The sequence below is a fragment of the Oxalicibacterium flavum genome (assembly GCF_014635065.1).
Lineage (GTDB): Bacteria > Pseudomonadota > Gammaproteobacteria > Burkholderiales > Burkholderiaceae_D > Oxalicibacterium > Oxalicibacterium flavum.
Window position 1 is genome coordinate 612,748 of record NZ_BMCG01000003.1, and the last position, 17,528, is coordinate 630,275.

General features: G+C 59.0%; 19 protein-coding genes and 2 tRNA genes. 8 read left to right on the forward strand and 13 right to left on the reverse strand.

Annotated elements, in window-relative coordinates; genetic code table 11:
• Nucleotides 1-106: 106 nt before the first annotated feature.
• From tenA to IEV38_RS09925, 3 genes are all read right to left on the reverse strand, one after another.
• A complete protein-coding gene (gene tenA / locus IEV38_RS09915) occupies nucleotides 107-769 on the reverse strand; it encodes a thiaminase II (protein ID WP_188396008.1) in 663 nt (220 codons plus the stop codon).
• A gap of 57 nt (nucleotides 770-826) precedes the next feature.
• A complete protein-coding gene (locus tag IEV38_RS09920; RefSeq protein WP_188396009.1) occupies nucleotides 827-1,519 on the reverse strand; it encodes a TenA family protein in 693 nt (230 codons plus the stop codon).
• A gap of 146 nt (nucleotides 1,520-1,665) precedes the next feature.
• The gene (locus tag IEV38_RS09925; protein WP_188396010.1) at nucleotides 1,666-2,001 is read right to left on the reverse strand and encodes a nucleotide pyrophosphohydrolase; all 336 of its coding nucleotides are present in this window, start codon (nucleotides 1,999-2,001) and stop codon (nucleotides 1,666-1,668) included.
• A gap of 138 nt (nucleotides 2,002-2,139) precedes the next feature.
• Here IEV38_RS09925 and IEV38_RS09930 point away from each other — a divergent pair, with 138 nt between their 5' ends.
• Nucleotides 2,140-2,337 carry a hypothetical protein gene (locus tag IEV38_RS09930; RefSeq protein WP_188396011.1) on the forward strand — a complete coding sequence of 66 codons (198 nt, stop codon included), beginning with the start codon at nucleotides 2,140-2,142 and terminating at the stop codon, nucleotides 2,335-2,337.
• Nucleotides 2,338-2,415: 78 nt separating this feature from the next.
• On the opposite strand, the gene IEV38_RS09935 is transcribed toward IEV38_RS09930, so the two are convergent.
• Nucleotides 2,416-2,700, reverse strand: a complete 285-nt coding sequence (locus IEV38_RS09935) for a hypothetical protein (RefSeq protein WP_188396012.1) — start codon at nucleotides 2,698-2,700, stop codon at nucleotides 2,416-2,418.
• Between the two features lie 81 nt (nucleotides 2,701-2,781).
• The gene (locus IEV38_RS09940; protein ID WP_188396013.1) at nucleotides 2,782-3,951 is read right to left on the reverse strand and encodes an MFS transporter; all 1,170 of its coding nucleotides are present in this window, start codon (nucleotides 3,949-3,951) and stop codon (nucleotides 2,782-2,784) included.
• Between the two features lie 126 nt (nucleotides 3,952-4,077).
• Between IEV38_RS09940 and IEV38_RS09945 the strand changes: the two genes are divergently transcribed.
• The 3 genes from IEV38_RS09945 (at nucleotide 4,078) to IEV38_RS09955 (ending at nucleotide 6,461) form a co-directional block, all read left to right on the forward strand.
• Nucleotides 4,078-4,845, forward strand: a complete 768-nt coding sequence (locus IEV38_RS09945; protein ID WP_188396014.1) for an AraC family transcriptional regulator — start codon at nucleotides 4,078-4,080, stop codon at nucleotides 4,843-4,845.
• Nucleotides 4,846-5,055: 210 nt separating this feature from the next.
• On the forward strand, nucleotides 5,056-5,664 hold the full coding sequence (locus IEV38_RS09950) for a hypothetical protein (RefSeq protein ID WP_188396015.1): 609 nt from the start codon (nucleotides 5,056-5,058) through the stop codon (nucleotides 5,662-5,664).
• A gap of 11 nt (nucleotides 5,665-5,675) precedes the next feature.
• Nucleotides 5,676-6,461 (forward strand): hypothetical protein, encoded by a 786-nt coding sequence (locus IEV38_RS09955; protein WP_188396016.1) that lies wholly within the window; start codon nucleotides 5,676-5,678, stop codon nucleotides 6,459-6,461.
• 64 nt (nucleotides 6,462-6,525) lie between these two features.
• Here the strand turns inward: IEV38_RS09955 and IEV38_RS09960 are convergent.
• Together IEV38_RS09960 and acs are read right to left on the reverse strand one after the other, a co-directional pair.
• Nucleotides 6,526-6,616, reverse strand: a tRNA-Ser gene (locus tag IEV38_RS09960).
• Between the two features lie 156 nt (nucleotides 6,617-6,772).
• A complete protein-coding gene (gene acs, locus IEV38_RS09965) occupies nucleotides 6,773-8,755 on the reverse strand; it encodes an acetate--CoA ligase (RefSeq protein WP_188396017.1) in 1,983 nt (660 codons plus the stop codon).
• A gap of 355 nt (nucleotides 8,756-9,110) precedes the next feature.
• On the opposite strand from acs, the gene IEV38_RS09970 reads away from it, so the two are divergent.
• The 4 genes from IEV38_RS09970 (at nucleotide 9,111) to IEV38_RS09985 (ending at nucleotide 12,740) form a co-directional block, all read left to right on the forward strand.
• Complete coding sequence (locus IEV38_RS09970; protein WP_188396018.1) at nucleotides 9,111-10,643, forward strand: fumarate hydratase; 1,533 nt, start codon at nucleotides 9,111-9,113, stop codon at nucleotides 10,641-10,643.
• 40 nt (nucleotides 10,644-10,683) lie between these two features.
• A complete protein-coding gene (gene murI / locus IEV38_RS09975; protein WP_188396019.1) occupies nucleotides 10,684-11,562 on the forward strand; it encodes a glutamate racemase in 879 nt (292 codons plus the stop codon).
• A gap of 64 nt (nucleotides 11,563-11,626) precedes the next feature.
• Nucleotides 11,627-11,702 (forward strand) — tRNA-His (locus IEV38_RS09980).
• 174 nt (nucleotides 11,703-11,876) lie between these two features.
• Nucleotides 11,877-12,740, forward strand: a complete 864-nt coding sequence (locus IEV38_RS09985; RefSeq protein ID WP_229728968.1) for a bile acid:sodium symporter — start codon at nucleotides 11,877-11,879, stop codon at nucleotides 12,738-12,740.
• A 143-nt stretch (nucleotides 12,741-12,883) separates the two neighbouring features.
• Here the strand turns inward: IEV38_RS09985 and IEV38_RS09990 are convergent, their stop codons facing one another.
• From IEV38_RS09990 to IEV38_RS10015, 6 genes are all read right to left on the reverse strand, one after another.
• Nucleotides 12,884-13,048, reverse strand: coding sequence for a hypothetical protein (locus IEV38_RS09990; protein ID WP_188396020.1), 165 nt, complete (start codon nucleotides 13,046-13,048; stop codon nucleotides 12,884-12,886).
• A 305-nt stretch (nucleotides 13,049-13,353) separates the two neighbouring features.
• Entirely contained in the window at nucleotides 13,354-13,476 is a 123-nt protein-coding gene (locus IEV38_RS09995; protein ID WP_188396021.1) for an entericidin A/B family lipoprotein, read from the reverse strand.
• A 146-nt stretch (nucleotides 13,477-13,622) separates the two neighbouring features.
• On the reverse strand, nucleotides 13,623-15,287 hold the full coding sequence (locus IEV38_RS10000; protein ID WP_188396022.1) for a methyl-accepting chemotaxis protein: 1,665 nt from the start codon (nucleotides 15,285-15,287) through the stop codon (nucleotides 13,623-13,625).
• A gap of 343 nt (nucleotides 15,288-15,630) precedes the next feature.
• Entirely contained in the window at nucleotides 15,631-16,011 is a 381-nt protein-coding gene (locus IEV38_RS10005; protein ID WP_188396023.1) for a c-type cytochrome, read from the reverse strand.
• On the reverse strand, nucleotides 16,008-16,475 hold the full coding sequence (locus tag IEV38_RS10010) for a hypothetical protein (protein ID WP_188396024.1): 468 nt from the start codon (nucleotides 16,473-16,475) through the stop codon (nucleotides 16,008-16,010). The genes IEV38_RS10005 and IEV38_RS10010 overlap by 4 nt, the downstream gene beginning before the upstream one ends.
• A gap of 277 nt (nucleotides 16,476-16,752) precedes the next feature.
• Nucleotides 16,753-17,136 (reverse strand): hypothetical protein, encoded by a 384-nt coding sequence (locus tag IEV38_RS10015; protein ID WP_188396025.1) that lies wholly within the window; start codon nucleotides 17,134-17,136, stop codon nucleotides 16,753-16,755.
• Nucleotides 17,137-17,528 lie beyond the last annotated feature (392 nt).

The following is a 17,528-nucleotide window of genomic DNA, read 5'->3' on the forward strand; positions in this document are numbered from 1 at the left end:
AAGCCCGGCATTGCGCCGGGCTTTTTTCATGTGTGTGACTCGTCCTAGAATAAGTTGACACTTTTTCGCAGAAGAGAAGGAGTGTGAGATGGGTGACCCGTCCGTATCACACCGGCCACTGTTCGAGCCGGTAGGCGGAATCCCAGAACATCCATTCGAGCTGGGCGGCGCGCGTGTAGGCGTCGTGCATGGCGCGGCGGGTATCGTCGCTGGCCACAGCGGCCACGCGATCGACGGTGGCGATCACGCCGCGCACGGCTTCATGGAATTCCTCGCCGGCATAGGTATCGATCCACGACTGGTAAGGATTGTTCGCCGCGGCGCGGCCGATGATGTCGCGCCCGATTTCGGCATAGATCCAGAAGCACGGCAGCAGGCCTGCCAGCACCACCGGATACGGCGCGCCCCAGGCGGTCGCCATCAGGAAGTTGGTGTAGTGATGCGTGGCCGGCGACAGCGGCGTGGCGGCGAAGATCTCGGGCGTGACCTTGAACTGCTCCATGAAATCCTTGTGCAGGCTGCGCTCGACCACCACCGCGGTCTGCGCGGCGATGGCGAACTGCACGACTTCGTCGGGCGTGTCTGCCTTGGCGGAGGCGACGGCCAGCGCACGGCCGAAGGCGATCAGGTAGTGCGCATCCTGGATCATGTAATGGCGGAAGCGTTCTTCGCTCAGCGTGCCGGCTGCCAGTTCGCTGTTGAACGGCATGGTGCGCGTGGTTTCGAACAGGGCGGCGTTCTTTTTCCAGATGTCGGCGGTAAAGGACATGGTGTTTTCTCGCGGATGATGTGCCGCGTGAGCGGCATGTTGAAGACAGGCTGCGGGTCAGTCGTACTGCAGCGGCGTATAGACGTGATCGAAGAAGTCGCGTTCCAGGCTCACCGCGCGGCGGAACAGGTCGGCGCTGCGCTGCTGGGTGGCGGCATCCTGCATCGGGCCGGTGCGGTCGAGTTCTGCGCACAGCCAGTGGACGAAGTCGGTAAAGCCTTCGTTGTTGTGCAGCGTGATCCATTCGGCATGGATGAACTTGGGCGGCAGTGCGGCATGCGCGCGTTCTGCCCAGCTCAGGTACAGCCATTCGGCCACCACCAGCACCGACAGGCACAGCGCATAGTTCTGCGTTTCTGCCGCTTCCTTCATCAGTTCCTGGAAGGCGCGCGTGGGGGCCGTCAACTGCGGCTGCGTGCGATGTTTCTCGGGCACGCCGAGATGATCGAAGGAGCGGATGAAGTAGGTCGCCTCGTCGCTCGTGATCATGGCGGCAAAGCGCGCCAGCCGCACGCGCGACTCGAAGCGGTCGGCGCTGGCGATGGCTGCGCCCAGCAGCGCGACGAAGCGGTCGATGAACTGGTAATCCTGCACCAGGTAGTGCGCCAGTACCTTGTCATCGACACTGCCGGCGAACAGTTCGTCGATGAAGCGATGGCCGGTGGCGGCATCCCAGTTCTCGCGATTGCAGTCGCGCAGCCATTCCGTGAAGGTGGTGCTCTTTTCGGATCGTTGCTGGAAGTCTGTCATGCTCGTCGTTTCCTTCTGAAGGGCCGCGCGGGCGCGGCACGGGTTCGGGCAAAAGGGGAATATAGGAAAGAATGCGGCCGCAGGTCAAAAATGAATTGCCGATTCTTGACCTGTGCCAAGAATCGGCTGCGTGGCGCTGGCGCTGCCTACGATGGCAGCGGCGGATATTTCTGCGCGTTGAGCACCATCTTGTCGGCGATCGCGGCATTCAGATCGACGCCGAGTACCGAGGCCAGCCGCACCAGGTAGAGCGCCACGTCGGCCAGTTCCTGCCGCACGTGTTCGGCGGTCTCCGGCAGCTGGGCGACCTGCCACGATTCTTGCTCGCTGCGCCACTGGAAGATTTCCACGAGCTCGCCGACCTCGCCGGTCAGCGCCATCGCCAGGTTCTTGGGTGAATGATGGACGCGCCAGTTGCGCGCGTTGGCAAAATCCTCGAGGGCGGCTTCCAGCGCCTGCGTATCGATCAGTTTGGTGTTCATGGTCGTTCGATGATTCAAAACTGCAATGATAAGCGAGGACGATTGCGCGAGCTTCCTACAGGGCTTGCCGGACTTCGCCTATTGGGCAGGTTTGGACGCGGATGATAAGGTGGAATCACCTCATTACAGGAGACTGCCATGACGCAACACAAGGAAGGCAATCATCAACCCCGTCCGCCCGGCAACCCGATGCTGAAGGGGAACGACGCGGAACACGAAAAGGAACGGCAGAAGGAATTGGCGCACACCGAGGTCCGCAAGACCGGCCAGACCGATACGGTGCAGCAGCATACGCTGCCGATCAAGCAGCCCAACAAGGCCACCAACAACAGTTGACCGGCAACGGTTGAAGCGCTCTCGGTTCGCGAGCGAGTCCAAGGAAAAGCCCGCACAGTGCGGGCTTTTTTCATGCGGTCAGGCGGTTTCCAGCAAGGCGCTGTGCAGTGACTTGATCTGCCGCGCGATCTCGCCGCTCGCGCGTCTGACCTCGGTGCTTTCCATGGTACCCATCGGGATGTCGCAATAAAGAATCTCCACCAGCCCGCTCCGATCTGGCAGGTCGGCCATGGCCTGTTCCAGACAATGCGCCAGGCTGGTATGGCAACCGTGACGAGCGGCAGGACCGCGCGGGGAAGAGGAAACGCGCCAGCCATACAGGCCGGGACGCAGGCGTTCGAGGGACAGGGTAGGGACGGACATGGCAACTCCATGTGGCAGGAGATGCCATGCAGCGTAGCGCGCGGATGTTGCAGGGCGATGACAGGATGCGCCGCCGGCGTCTTATCCGTGCGCAGCATCCTCGGCCGGAAACAGCAGTGCGCCGATGATGACCAGCGTGCACAGGCCGCCCAGCGCCTGCAGCATCAGCGTGAACCCGCCACGCTCGTGCAGCGCCGCCACCAGCCCGACCGAGGCGCCGGCTGCGGTGAAGCCGAGGAAGTAGCGCAGCGAATACGCACGCGCCCGCCATTCGTCCCGCGTATATTTGCCGATCATCGCGTCGTTGACCGTGATCTGGCCGAAGATGCCGATGATGATGCCGACGCAGACCAGCATCAGTGGAATGCCCGACAGGTCGGCGCCGACGAATAAGAGTGGTGCGAGCATCAGGGCCAGCGGCAGGAACAGGGCTTTGAGCGAATGGCGGTCGAGCAGATGGCCGATCAGGTATTGCGCCAGCGCGCCGAATACATAGGTGACGGCTGCGATGACGCCGATCAGCGCGGCATTCGTCGTCAGGTCCATCATGCGTTCGGCGAACAGCTTGGGCAGCGCGACCGTCAGCGCATTGAAGGTGGTCGAGCTGGCGACGATGGTGATGGCGAGAGCGACGATGACGCGCCACATTGCGTCCTTCGCTATGTGCACCGTCGCGCGATCAGCCGTCTTGCGGGCTGCACGCACTTCGTGTCGCACGCTGCCGGCGAAGAACAGGCCGAAGACGACCGCAGCCAGTCCCGGCAGCAGGAAAGCCCAGCGCCAGCCCAGGTATTCGCAGACGACGCCGGTGACCAGTGCCGACGACGCCACGCCGAGGTTGCCCCAGACGCCATTGACGCCGACTTCGCGTCCCAATCTTTCCGCATGTGCGACCAGCATCGCGGTGCCGACCGGATGATAGATCGCGGCGAACAGGCCGACCGCCAGCAGGGCGACGCTCAGTTGTGCCGGTGTTTGCGTCAGGCCGACGGCCATCATCGAGATTCCGATGCCGATGAAGAAGATCACCATCATGTGACGCCGGCTCCAGCGGTCGCCCAGCCATCCGGTCAGCAGCGAGCCGGCGCCGAAAGCGACGAAGCCCGGCGTCGCGTAGGGCAGCAGGTCGGCGTAGCGCATGGCGAAGACCGGTGCGATGACGATGACCGCCGCCGCGAAGATCAGCATGGCGTAGTGGTCGATGAAGTGGGCGATGTTGATGTAGCGGATGACGGTGTGCGGATTGTTCATGGAAAGCCCTTCAGTAAAGATCGTGGCTAGGTTAAGCTGACGGTTCATCGACTGGGAGCCAATCTACATCGCTCAAATGCCATCTTTTCTCCATCCGCTTTCCTGTCCGGCCATCGAGGCGCGGCCGTGATCGTTTCCGCCACCTCCTATGTGCGCGGTACGCGCCTCGGCTTGCACGTGCACCGCGAGGCGCAGTTGCTGTTTGCCTCCAGCGGCGTGATGCAGGTCACCACGCCCAAGGGGCGCTGGCTCGTCCCGCCTGCGCGCGCGGTGTGGCTGCCGCCGGGTATTGAGCATGCGGTCGATGTGCTGGCCGATATCGAAATGCGCGCCTTGCTGGTGCCGCCCGACTGGCTGGCGCTGCATCCCGAAGCGTCGCGCTTGCAGGACGAGTTCGTGGTCGCCGTCGGCTCGCTGCTGCGCGAAGCCATCCTCGCCACCTTCAAGGTAGGCTCGCATCCTAAGCGCATCGATCTGCTGGTGGAGCTGGCGCTGTTCGAACTCGCGGAAGATGAAGATGCCGCGACCTTCATGCCCCTGCCGCAGGACCCGCGCGCACGACGCGTCGCCGACATGATCCTCGCCGATCCGGCGAGCGATCGCGAACTGGAACTGCTGGCCTACGCTGCGGGGGCATCGGCGCGCACCATCACGCGGCTGTTCCCTGCCGAAACCAATCTGACATTCAAGGAATGGCGGCAACGCGCGCGCATCATGGCGGCGGTCGAGGCCTTGGGCGGCGGGCAGGTGTCGATCAAGCAGTTGGCGCTGCAGCTGGGATTCAGCAGCGTTGCCGCGTTCAGTCACGCGTTTCGGCAGATCATGGGGATGACCCCGAGCGAGATGATGCTGAGATCCAAGTCACATAACGGTATCTCTAATTGCAAGAGATAAAGGCATACGTTGCTATATGGACACAAGACAGGCTTACGCTTATGCTTATACTGCCTTTATAGAGCTATATCTCAATTTGATGAGTACCAAACTTGAACTTTATGCCGACTAAAGAAGTGCAGGCCTCGTTGAGATGCAGTTTTAGCATGTATTGTGACGTCAAGTACCAATCCTTAATGCGTTTTTGTTTTTTATATCAAGGGAATGAAAATGTCAAAATTTAAGATAAAGATGAAAATTACCGGTTTTGAATTAGAAATAGAAGGATCAAGGGATGATGTACCCGGGATTCAGCAGGCGATCGGTAGACAATTAGGAGGTTTGCTACAGCCAAATTCTGGACTTGTTGATAGCTCTGCGGAGCCAGAAATTCACGAGTTGAAAGATATAACGCCAGAAACTACCATTCCTGAGAAAAAACGTCGAAAACGTGCTACTCCTTCAATATCCCGCTCTTCTACTACAGTCGTTGAAAGTGAAACACCAGTGAATTGGCCGAGAGATATCACTCCTTTTGGAGTTCCTAGCCAAGATTGGGTAACTTCGGATAAGGCGTTATGGGTTCTTTATGTAGCGAAAGAACATGGCGAAGAGAATGAACTCACAGCAAAAAGAATCTGCGATACATTTAACAGTCATTGTCGGCAAGCAGGAGTAATTAAAGTGGGAAACATTAATCGTGATTTGGGGCGATTAAAAATGAAATCCAAGCCATTTGTTGGGGAAGATACAACTAAAAATCCGCCTGTATGGTATTTAACTCAATCAGGAAATTCATATATTCAAGATAAAATCTCAAAAGCTCAGGCTGCTGAATAAGGTGAATTCTTGTGGCGTTAATCAATAAAAAACAACTTTTACAAGAATTAAGCCCACCTTTCGATCATCTCTTGTGCACGCAATTACTTGATGAATTCATTTCTGCTGAAAGGCGGTTTATTCAAAGGGATTGGGAACCTGCGGAGTTGGATGGAGGACAGTTTTGTGAGATTCTCGCAAGAATTTACTATCAGGTTGACTCAAACATTCTTAAACACGATAAGGATTTTGACTCTTGTTGTTCATATATTGAAAATGACAAAGTCGAACATAAAATTACGCCAAGACGAGATGCTCTGCATGTAGTTAAGGTTTTACGTACGATATATAAATTCCGCAGTCAACGAGGTGCAGTCCATATCTCACCCTCGTATCAGCCAAATCATATGGACTCAAAGTTAGTCATTGAGTGTGTGAGATGGGCAATGAACGAGACGCTCCGATTATTCTGGAAAGGTAATCGAGATGCTGTGGCAAAGGCGATTCGCGAATTGCTTCAATTTGACGTGCCTAGCGTGGGAGTGTATGACGATATTCTTATCGTACAACGTACAGATCTCACTGCTGAAGAGGAAATACTCATCTTGCTTCACTATGCTGGGGAAGAAGGGTTTTCACGATTGGAAATCGGAAAGGCTGCAAAAAGGACTCCTCCAGTTGTGACAACGACCTTGCAGAAACTTGTTCACGCGTCGTGCCGACAAGCGATTATTGTAAGTAGTGGAAAGTATCGGCTAACAGATCTTGGCTCAAAACGTATCAGAGAACAATTGGCAGAAAAGCTGATGTTGAGTTAACTTATGTGAATACGAAAGAAACTGCACAAATACAAAAGCCCGCAACTGCGGGCTTTTATGTTCTTGGCGGAGAGAGGGGGATTCGAACCCCCGGTAGGCTATGAACCTACACACGCTTTCCAGGCGTGCGACTTAAACCACTCATCCATCTCTCCTGATTCGGTTCGCTGAGTGCTTTTTGCGAAGCCGCTGATTATAGCAAAACTTTATGGCGAATTGCCGGTTTTCATCCCGCTGGCCGCCACACCGATGCAAAAAGCCGCCGCAAACCAGGTTTGCGGCGGCTTTGCTTTTATTGCACCACGTCCGAATTACTTGACGTGCTTGAGCTGCTCGAGGATGGCCGGGTTTTCCAGGGTGGAGACGTCCTGCGTGATTTCCTCGTCCTTGGCGATCACGCGCAGCAGGCGGCGCATGATCTTGCCGGAGCGGGTCTTGGGCAGGTTGTCGCCGAAGCGGATTTCGCGCGGCTTGGCGATGGGGCCGATTTCCTTTGCGACCCAGTCGCGCAGTTCCTTGGCGATCTGTTCGGCTTCGCCGTCTTCGGGACGCGTGCGCTTGAGGACGACGAAGGCGCAGATGCATTCGCCGGTCGTCTCATCGGGTTTGCCGACGACGGCGGCTTCGGCCACGATCGGGTTGGCGACCAGTGCGGATTCGATCTCGGCGGTGCCCATGCGGTGACCGGAGATGTTGAGCACGTCGTCGATGCGGCCGGTGATGGTGAAGTAGCCGGTCTTCTCGTTGCGGATCGAGCCGTCGCCGGCGAGATACGTGGTGCCGCCGAGTTCGGGCGGGAAGTAGCTCTTCTTGAAGCGCTCGGGATCGTTCCAGATGTTGCGGATCATCGACGGCCACGGGCGCTTGATGACGAGCAGGCCACCCTTGCCGTTCGGCAGTTCCTTGCCGCTGTCGTCAACGATGGCGGCGGTGATGCCCGGCAGCGGCAGCGTGCACGAACCCGGCACCATCGGCGTGGCGCCCGGCAGCGGCGAGATGACGTGGCCGCCGGTCTCGGTCTGCCAGAAGGTGTCGGCGATCGGGCAGCGTTCGCCGCCGATGTTCTTGTAGTACCACATCCAGGCTTCCGGATTGATCGGTTCGCCGACCGAGCCGAGCAGGCGCAGGCTGGTGAGATCGTACTTGTTCGGATGGACGTTGCTGTCGGCGTCGGCCGCCTTGATCAGCGAGCGGATCGCGGTCGGCGCGGTGTAGAAGATGGTGACCTTGTGACGCTGCACCATGTCCCAGAAGCGGCCGGCGTTCGGATAGGTCGGCACGCCTTCGAACACGATCTGCGTGGCGCCGGTGGCGAGCGGACCGTAGGTGACGTAGGTGTGGCCGGTGATCCAGCCGATGTCGGCGGTACACCAATAGACGTCGTCTGGCTTGATGTCGAACACCCACTTCATGGTCAGCATGGACCACAGCAGATAGCCGGCCGACGAGTGCTGCACGCCCTTGGGCTTGCCGGTCGAGCCGGAGGTGTAGAGGATGAACAGCGGGTGCTCGGCGCCGACTGCGACCGGTGCGCATTCTGCAGATTGGCCGTCGATCAGGTCGTGCAGCCAGATGTCGCGGTTCTGGTCGAAGGCGATGTCGCCGCCGGTGCGCTTGTAGATGACGACCTTGCGCACGGTGTCGCAGCCGCCGAGCGCGAGCGCGTCGTCAACGATGGACTTGAGCGGCAACTGGCGGCCGCCGCGGGCCTGGTAGTCGGCCGTCAGCACGGCCACGGCGCCGGCGTCGATGATGCGTTCCTGCAGCGATTTGGCGGAGAAGCCGCCGAACACGACCGAGTGCGTGGCGCCGATGCGCGCGCAGGCCTGCATGGCGGCGATGCCTTCGATCGACATCGGCATGTAGATGACGACGCGGTCGCCTTTCTGCACGCCGAGCGACTTCAGGCCGTTGGCGAACTTGCAGACGCGCTCATGGAGTTCGCGGTAGGTGATGGTGCTGACCTTGGCATCGTCGGATTCGAAGATGATGGCGGTCTTGTCGGCATTGCCGTTGGTCAGGTGGCGGTCCAGGCAGTTGGCCGAGACGTTGAGTTCGCCATCCTCGAACCATTTGTAGAACGGTGCATTGGATTCGTCGAGCCGCTTGGTGAACGGCTTGGTCCACTGGATGTTCTGCTGCGCCAGGCGCGCCCAGAAGCCTTCGTAATCCTCTTCGGCCTCGGCGCACAGCGCGCGGTAGGCTTCCATGCCGCTGATGGCGGCGTTGTTGACGAATGTTGCGGGCGGATTGAAGACCCGCTCCTCTTGCTTGAAGCTTTCGATGTCGGACATAGTCCCCTCCGGTTACGGATTTTATTTGGTGCGTACGATAATCCCGCACGCTTACTGACGCCTTACGCCAAGCTGACGCCGATGTCGTTCATCGTCCCTGAATGCGCATGAAAGCGGGCTTTCACGTGTATCCGCGGTGCGTGTTCCGTGCAGGGAACGGACGCTTTACTGCGATATTTTGCACCATTTGACGCGCTGAAAATGCGGGGCGCGCGTGTAAAATGCTGGCTTTCATTGTATCCGGTCTGCCTCCGCGCAATGCGTGCATGACCGCATGACGGCGCCTTCGTCGTCAATCCGCAGTCGCCTCACCGAAGTTCGTCCCTCAACCTGATCGACTCTAGCCGAAACTGCCATGACCATCATCAAACAAGACGACCTCATCGAATCCGTTGCCGCGGCCCTGCAGTACATCAGCTACTACCATCCGCAGGACTACATCCAGCATCTGGCGCGCGCCTATGAAGTGGAACAGAGCCCGGCCGCGCGGGATGCGATCGCACAGATCCTGACCAATTCGCGCATGTGCGCCGAAGGCAAGCGCCCGATCTGCCAGGACACCGGGATCGTCAACGTCTTCCTGAAGATCGGCATGAATGTGCGCTTCGAGGGTTTCGGCGAACGCTCGATCACCGATGCCGTCAACGAAGGCGTGCGCCGTGCCTACAACGATCCGGACAATACGCTGCGCGCGTCGGTCGTGGCCGATCCGCAGTTCGAGCGCAAGAACACGAAGGACAACACGCCGGCCGTGGTGCACATGGAACTGGTGCCCGGCGACACGGTCGATGTGCAGGTCGCGGCCAAGGGCGGCGGCTCGGAAAACAAGACCAAGTTCGTCATGCTGAATCCGTCCGATTCGCTGGTGGACTGGGTGCTCAACACGGTGCCGCAGATGGGCGCCGGCTGGTGTCCTCCGGGCATGCTCGGCATCGGCATCGGCGGCACGGCCGAGCGCGCGATGCTGATGGCCAAGCAGTCGCTGATGGACGACATCGATATGTACGAGCTCAAGCAGCGCGGTCCGCAGAACAAGACAGAGGAACTGCGCATCGAGCTGTGCGACAGGATCAATGCGCTCGGCATCGGCGCGCAAGGGCTGGGCGGGCTGACCACCGTGCTCGACGTGAAGATCAATATGTATCCGACCCATGCGGCATCCAAGCCGGTGGCGATGATTCCGAACTGCGCCGCCACGCGCCACGCGCACTTCGTGCTCGACGGTTCCGGTCCGGCCTACATCGAACCGCCGTCGCTGTCCGACTGGCCGGATGTAAGCTGGGCACCGGATACCGAGAAGTCGAAGCGCGTGAACCTGGATACGCTGACGCGCGAGGAAGTCGCCTCGTGGAAGCCGGGCCAGACGCTGCTGCTGAACGGCAAGATGCTGACCGGGCGCGACGCCGCCCACAAGCGCATCCAGGACATGCTGGCGAAGGGCGAAAAGCTGCCGGTCGATTTCACCAATCGCGTGATCTATTATGTCGGTCCGGTCGATCCGGTCGGCGACGAAGCGGTCGGCCCCGCCGGCCCGACGACGGCCACGCGCATGGACAAGTTCACCGAGATGATGCTGGCGCAGACCGGCCTGATCTCCATGATCGGCAAGGCTGAACGCGGCCCGGTCGCGATCGAGGCGATCCGCAAGCACCAGTCGGCCTACCTGATGGCGGTCGGCGGCGCGGCCTACCTGGTGTCGAAGGCGATCAAGAACGCACGCGTGATCGGCTTTGCCGATCTGGGCATGGAAGCGATCTACGAGTTCGACGTCAAGGACATGCCGGTCACGGTGGCCGTCGATTCGCAGGGTACGTCGGTGCATACGACCGGCCCGAAGGAATGGAAGGAACGCATCGAGAAGATTCGTCTCGATGCCTTGCCGGCCTGATGCACAGACAATAAGAACTAAGAAAGAGAACCTCACCGCAATGGCTTTTTCCGCCTTTCCCGATCCCGTCGCCGCCGAGGCGCCGATCGGTATTTTCGATTCCGGCATCGGTGCGCTGTCCGTGCTGCGTCATGTCACCTCGCTGCTGCCGTCCGACCATGTCATCTGCTTTGCCGATTCAGGCCACGCGCCCTATGGCGGCAAGAGCGACGCGCAGATCGTGGCGCGCGTGCTGGCGATCGCGGCTTTTCTTCGCAGCAAAAACGTCAAGGCCATCGTGGTGGCCTGCAACACTGCCACCGCCGCTGCCATCGAGGCCTTGCGGCAGCGTTATCCGGATCTGATCGTGGTTGGCGTGGAGCCGGGCGTCAAACCGGCTGCCGTGTTCAGCCGCAGCGGCAAGGCCGGTGTGCTGGCAACCGCCAGCACGATCGCCAGCGGGCGTTTCAAGGCATTGTGCGAGCGCATCACGGCGGATACCGGCGTCGAAATCATCGCGCAGGCCTGCGTCGGCCTGGTCGACCAGATCGAGAAGGGGGAACTGGATTCGCCCGAAACCATCGCCATGGTCGAACGTTACGTGATGCCTTTGCTGCAGGGCGGGGCGGATACGATTGCGCTGGGCTGCACCCATTATCCGTTCGTCGAACCGCTGATCGATGCGATCGCCAAGCGTGTGAGCGCGGAGCCGGTGACCATCATCGATACTGGCGAAGCCGTCACGCGCCAGCTCGAACGCCAACTGCAGCAGCGCGGCGTGCAGCGTCTGGTTGGCGGGCCAGGCAATATCGAAGCCTTCACCACCGGCAGCGAGGCGGCCTTGCGCCGTGCCTTTGCCGAGCTGCTGGGTCTGCATCCATCGGTGACTTCGCTGGCTGTGGACGATGCGCCGTGCGCTACGGATGCGGCGCGCGAATGATTTGCCACAGCCACACAGATTTCGTATAATAGCCAGCTTCCCCGCACTCGTGGGGAAAACAACGGTGGCTGTAGCTCAGTTGGTAGAGTCCAGGATTGTGATTCCTGTCGTCGTGGGTTCGAGTCCCATCAGCCACCCCAGAATTCCCCCGCCTTTCCTTCACTGATGTCCATGGTCGCAACCGGCGACTTTCTTCGTGATTCCAGGAGGCTCTTCTGCTTCGCACGTTTCTCGAACGACACCAGGTCTGGATCTACCTCGTTTCCATCCTGATCGGGCTTCTGCTCGGTACCGGTCTGCCCGCGCTTCAGCCGATGTACGAATCGCTGCTGTGGCCGGTCCTCGTCATGCTGCTGTATGCGACCTTCATCCAGGTGCCGCTGCTGCATCTGCGCGAAGCCTTGCGCGATTACCGGTTTTTGCTGGCAATCGTCGTCGGTAATTTTCTCGTCCTGCCGCTCCTGGTGGCGGCACTGCTGCCCATGCTGCCGGCTGATCCCGCATTGCGGCTGGGCATGGCGCTGGTCCTGCTGGTTCCCTGTACCGACTGGTTCATCACATTTACACAGCTGGGCGGCGGCAATACGCCGCGGGCGATCGCGGTCACGCCCATCAATCTGCTGTTGCAACTGGTATTGCTGCCGTTGTACCTGTGGCTGCTGATGGGTGATGGGCTGACCGGGGTATTCGATGTCGCCACGCTGATTCCAGCCGTTCTCATCGTTGCGATTCCGCTTGCCCTGGCGTTGCCTTGCGAACGCTGGTTCGAATCCTCGCATGCGCGCGGCAGGATACGCGAGCGCCTCGCCGTCCTGCCGGTTCCGCTGCTGGCTCTGGTGGTATTGCTGATCGCGGCTGCACAGGCCGCGCATGTCTATGAGGCTGCCGGAACCCTGCTGCAATCGGTCATTCCGGTTTGCATACTGTATCTGCTGCTTGCGGCACTGGCTGCCAGATTCATCGCCAGTCTCATGAAGCTGCCTGTCGATCAGGGCCGTACCCTGGCATTCAGTTTCGGCACGCGCAATTCATTTGTGGTCTTGCCATTTGCCCTGACGCTGCCCGACGGCTGGCGGATTGCCGCGGTGGTCATCGTCGTGCAATCGCTGGTCGAATTGCTGGGGATGATCTTCTATCTGTGGTGGATTCCGCGTCGGCTTTTTCGCGAGCCTTCCTGATGCAGCGAGGTGCGGGAGAGGATTCTCTCGGAATTTCCGAGGCGATGTTGAGATGTCACGGCACTTGCAATAGTGCCTTCATCGCTTGCAGTCATGAAAAAACCGCCTTGAGAGGCGGTTTTTTTATTGCAGCTGTTGTCGGATCAGTGACCCAGTTGCGATTCGGCTGCAGCGTTGGCCTTGCGAATGCGCTCTGCTTTTGCCGCTTCTTCTTCTGCCGTCAATGGGGTATCGGGCGCTTGTGTATCGGAGCCGCAAGCGCTCAAGGTCATGGCCAGGGTAAATGCGACGAATAAGGACTTGCCCATTGATTTTCTTCCTTGGAAAGTGAACAGATATCAGGTCCGTACAGGACGGAACCTGAAGCAAACCAGCTTCTGAATTCGTTAAAAAACCGTGAAGCTTTTGTTGTGCGAACTATAGGGAAGGGGCTGTGGAGCGTAAACTGTGGATGTCACTTAGCGTCATATGGCAGCAAGATGCCGGCAGGTTCGCAACATTCCATTACAAATTGGGTGAGGTTGGATTTCGATGGGAAGCGTACCGGGGGCGTAACCTGGAGGAATAAAAAAAGCCGGGATGCATGTGCATCCCGGCTTTTTGTCGAGCTGGCTTACTTGCCCTGGATTTTCTCGCCGCCGCGTTCCACATCCTTGCCTGCGCCCTTGACGGTGTTACAGGCGGTCAGGCCTACGCCCATGGCTACCACGCACAGCATCGCAATGAATCTCTTCATGATTGTCTTCCTTTCGGTTGGCGGGCGCGTAAGGCGTCCCTGTGATCGTTACTCCAAACAAGATATCGATCGTCGGCAACAGCACGATCTGTTTTCTTAGGGTATTTTGTTGTCCAAAAGTTCACTGTTTGGATGCCTGCCATGAGTCAATCAATGCCGGCTGCCATTGCCATGGCGGGCAGCGCGGCAGGCCGGGTACCGCGGATTCTGCCTTGTGGCTGCGACAGCGTGCTGGCCAGACGAGAGGGCATGGTGGTTGGCGAAACGTCTTGCGGAGTATTGTCCAGCCTGAAGATGCGTACGCTATCCTCGAGTTTTCCGGCCTGTTCCCTGAGCGCATCGGCAGCCGCCGCGGCTTCCTCCACCAGCGCCGCATTCTGCTGCGTGACGTGATCCATCTGCGTAATGGCTTCGTTGATCTGTTCGATGCCGGCACTCTGCTCCTGGCTGGCGGCCATGATTTCGCTCATGATGGCCGTCACCCGTTTGACGCTTGCCACCACTTCGGTCATGGTGGCGCCGGCCTGCTCAACCAGTCTGCTGCCGGTCTCGACCTGACCGACAGAGTCGGCGATCAGAATCTTGATCTCCTTTGCCGCGGCAGCCGAGCGCTGGGCGAGGTTGCGGACTTCTCCGGCGACCACCGCGAAGCCGCGGCCTTCCTCGCCGGCACGGGCTGCCTCGACTGCGGCATTGAGTGCCAGGATGTTGGTCTGGAATGCGATGCCGTCGATGACGCCGATGATGTCGGTGATCTTTCTGGCGGAGTCATTAATGCCGCCCATGGTCACGACCATCTGCTGTACCGCTGCGCCGCCCTTGACGGCGATTTCCGATGCGTCGTGAGACAGGTCGTTGGCCTGCCGCGCATTGTCTGCATTCTGTCGCACGGTAGCGGTCAGCTGTTCCATCGACGACGCGGTTTCTTCGAGCGAACCGGCTTGCTGTTCGGTACGCGAGGACAGGTCGAGGTTGCCGTTGGCGATCTGCTGCGACGCGCTGGCAATGCTGGCGGTGCCGCTGCGCACTTCATCGACGATGCGTGCCAGCGATGCGTTCATGTCCTTCAGCGACTGCAGCAACTGGCCGGTTTCGTCGCGGGAGCGCACGTCGATCCGGCTGGTGAGGTCGCCGCCGGCAACGGTTTGTGCCACACGGACCGCCTGTCTGAGCGGAACGGTGATGGCGCGGCTGATCGCGACGCCGAGTCCCAGGCCGAGCAGAATGGCCGCACCCGCCGCCACCGAGATGATCAGGAAGGCCTGCCTGGAAACACGATCGGCATCCGCGCTTCGCGCATCGACGCTGGCCTGGATGTTGTCGAGGACGGCATCGATGTCGGTCACGATCTGACGCCGCAGCGGACTGCATTCATTGACGAGGAAATCGCCGAACTCCGTCATGCGGCCGCTTTCGCGAAACTGGCGTGGCCGCTCGAGTTCGCGTGCCATGACGAGCAGGCCGTTTCTGGCCTTCTGGAAGGCAGCGTCGTCCTTGAGCAGAGGCGTGAGTTGCTCGAGCGCCTGCAGATAGATGTCTTTTTGCCGATCGAGGATGTCCAGTTCGCGTGCGGCATCGGCCGGATCGGTGAAGATGTAGGCGTTGCGCGCGGCGAGGCCGGTTTGTCCGAGTGCTTCGCGCGCCACGTAGAGCCGTTCGAGCTGCTGGGTGCGCAGCAGATTCTGGTCGTGAACCACCTTGCCGATACTGTCGATCTGAAAAAGGGAGGCGGCGGCGATCAGAAGCGCAAGCAATGCGGTGACGCCAAAACCGAGGGTGAGTTTGGTCCCGACCTTCATGTCTGCAAACATCGTGTATCTCCTCGCGCGGTTGGATTTCCCGACGTGGCCGGGATGTGAATGACTCAAATTTCGGGAGTACGGTACTGTAATGCCGTGCGGAAATTTTTCACGACGCTATCACGCGCTTGGATACAAAGTGCATACCATGAATATGGTAAATACATGTTTTTCATCAAAAATGGCGAGAAAAGCGGATAAATAATGGATTTATCGCTGTTTTTGTAATGTCGGCATCATGGGTATTGAAGGCGACGCTGTCCACGTCCTCACCAAGGTGCCCGGACATGGCAAGCGATGGCGGTCATGAACGCAATGGCGAGGGCACGCTCCCGGACGAGCGGTATCGCTGGAATCATTTCAGGGTACGCAGATAGGCGACCAGATCGGCTGCTTCCTTGTCGCTCCAGAGGCCATAGAAGCGCATGTTGTTGTCGGGCACGACCTTGCCCGGCTTGCGCACGAAGGCGCGCAGGTTCTCCTCGGTCCAGACGATGCCGGCATTTTTCATGGCGGCGGAATATCGGTAATCCGGCGCCGAGCCGGCGCGCCGCCCGACGATGCCATTGAGATGCGGGCCGAACATGTTGCGTGCCGATGGCCCGACCTGATGGCAATAGATGCATTTGCCGAAGGCCTTTCTGCCGGCTTCGACATTCCCGCTCTGCGCACAGGCCTGCAATGCGATGCCGAATGCCAGCGCAATGCCGGTTGCGATACGTGTTGCCCGATTCATGGTTTCGATAAGGAAGAGGGGGCGGCGGGATCGTCCGTTGCGGCCTGCAACTGCGCCTGCGTGGGTGCCAGCAGATCGTGCGCATCGACGATCGCGAAGGCGATCGCCTCATTGTTTTCCAGGCATTTGCGAATCGCGGACGAGATGTTCTGGCGCGTTCTGCGGCACAGTCCGCGTTGTTCTTCCACCTTGATCGACAGGCCACGTACCGTTCTGACGCCACGGACGCTGGGCGTGATGGTCACGACGATGCCGAGTTGTTCGACCATGCGCTGCTGCATGTGCCGAAGGTCATTGTAGGAGGCGATCGCTTCGAGACGCGCGAGCAGTTTTCTTTCTTCTTCACGGGTCAGGCGCAGGATGCGCAGGTCCGCCTGCGGATCGTCCAGCATGGCTTCCTGATCGCAGATGCATGCGCCCGGCGGGCATGGATGACGGATCGGAAAAGGCAGGCGTGCTGACATGAAGATCGAGGTTGGATAACCGCAGATGAGCGAACTTGTTTCTCGAAGCCGATGACCGGCATTTCCGTCATCATACCTGCGCAGCCTGATTCACCGGGCGGGGCTTGTGCACAATTTCTGTGGACAAGATTGTGTGTAACTGTGGAAAGAGATCAAAGATGCTTGATTTGAAAGGGCTTTTTTCCACTGCCTTTCAAACGGGCGTCCGGCATATCCCTATGCCGGCATGCCGTAATTGAGCAAGACAAGATCACGGCCGGGGGGATCGGCGCAGTGGTTAATGCAGCTTGCTGCGCGCGAGCATCTCTTCCTGATAGCGCTCCATGGATTCCATGAGGGCAGCGATTTCCTTTTCCGCATCGGACTGCAGCAACTCCACTTCCGAGAGCTTGAGATCGTCCTGGATGACGACCATCTCCGTGCGGAATATCTGCGGATACTTGTCCGTGATGCCTTGCAGGAGCGCGTCGAGCTCCTTGCGGCTCCATACATCCTTGATGCGCTGCGGCAGGTACAGGCGCACGATGATCAGGCTGTGTTCGTCCGCCAGGTCCTGCAAGGCGCGCGTCTCCTGGTGCAGCCATTTGGAAAATTCATCGGGATGAACGAAGCTCGGCACCGCCAATACGCTGACATTGAATTGGACATTCATGGTGTTCATGGCTGGCTCCCGCAGGAAGTAATCGAGATCATGCGGTCAGTGTATACAGATGGGCCTGTTCCTGCACACGGTCCATGCGCGGGATCGTTTTGTCGCGGAATGAATGGTTTGGCGTGCGCAAACATCGGCATGATTTCTGAAGGATGGACATGCGGCTGTCCGGGCTCGCGGATTTGTTAAATGTAAAAGAATGGTGGATCGGAAATTTAAGAAAATACCCCATGAATATGGGATTGGCACGGCTTTGCATTTCGCGTTTTCGGTGGCTTTGGCAGGAGTTTGTTAATTCGTCGAACAACCATGAGATTTTTGTGGGGAAACACTTTTTTATCTAATAAAATCTTTTGGGCAACAGTTGAAAATGACGCGCTTCGCTTATTGGAACGAGCGGT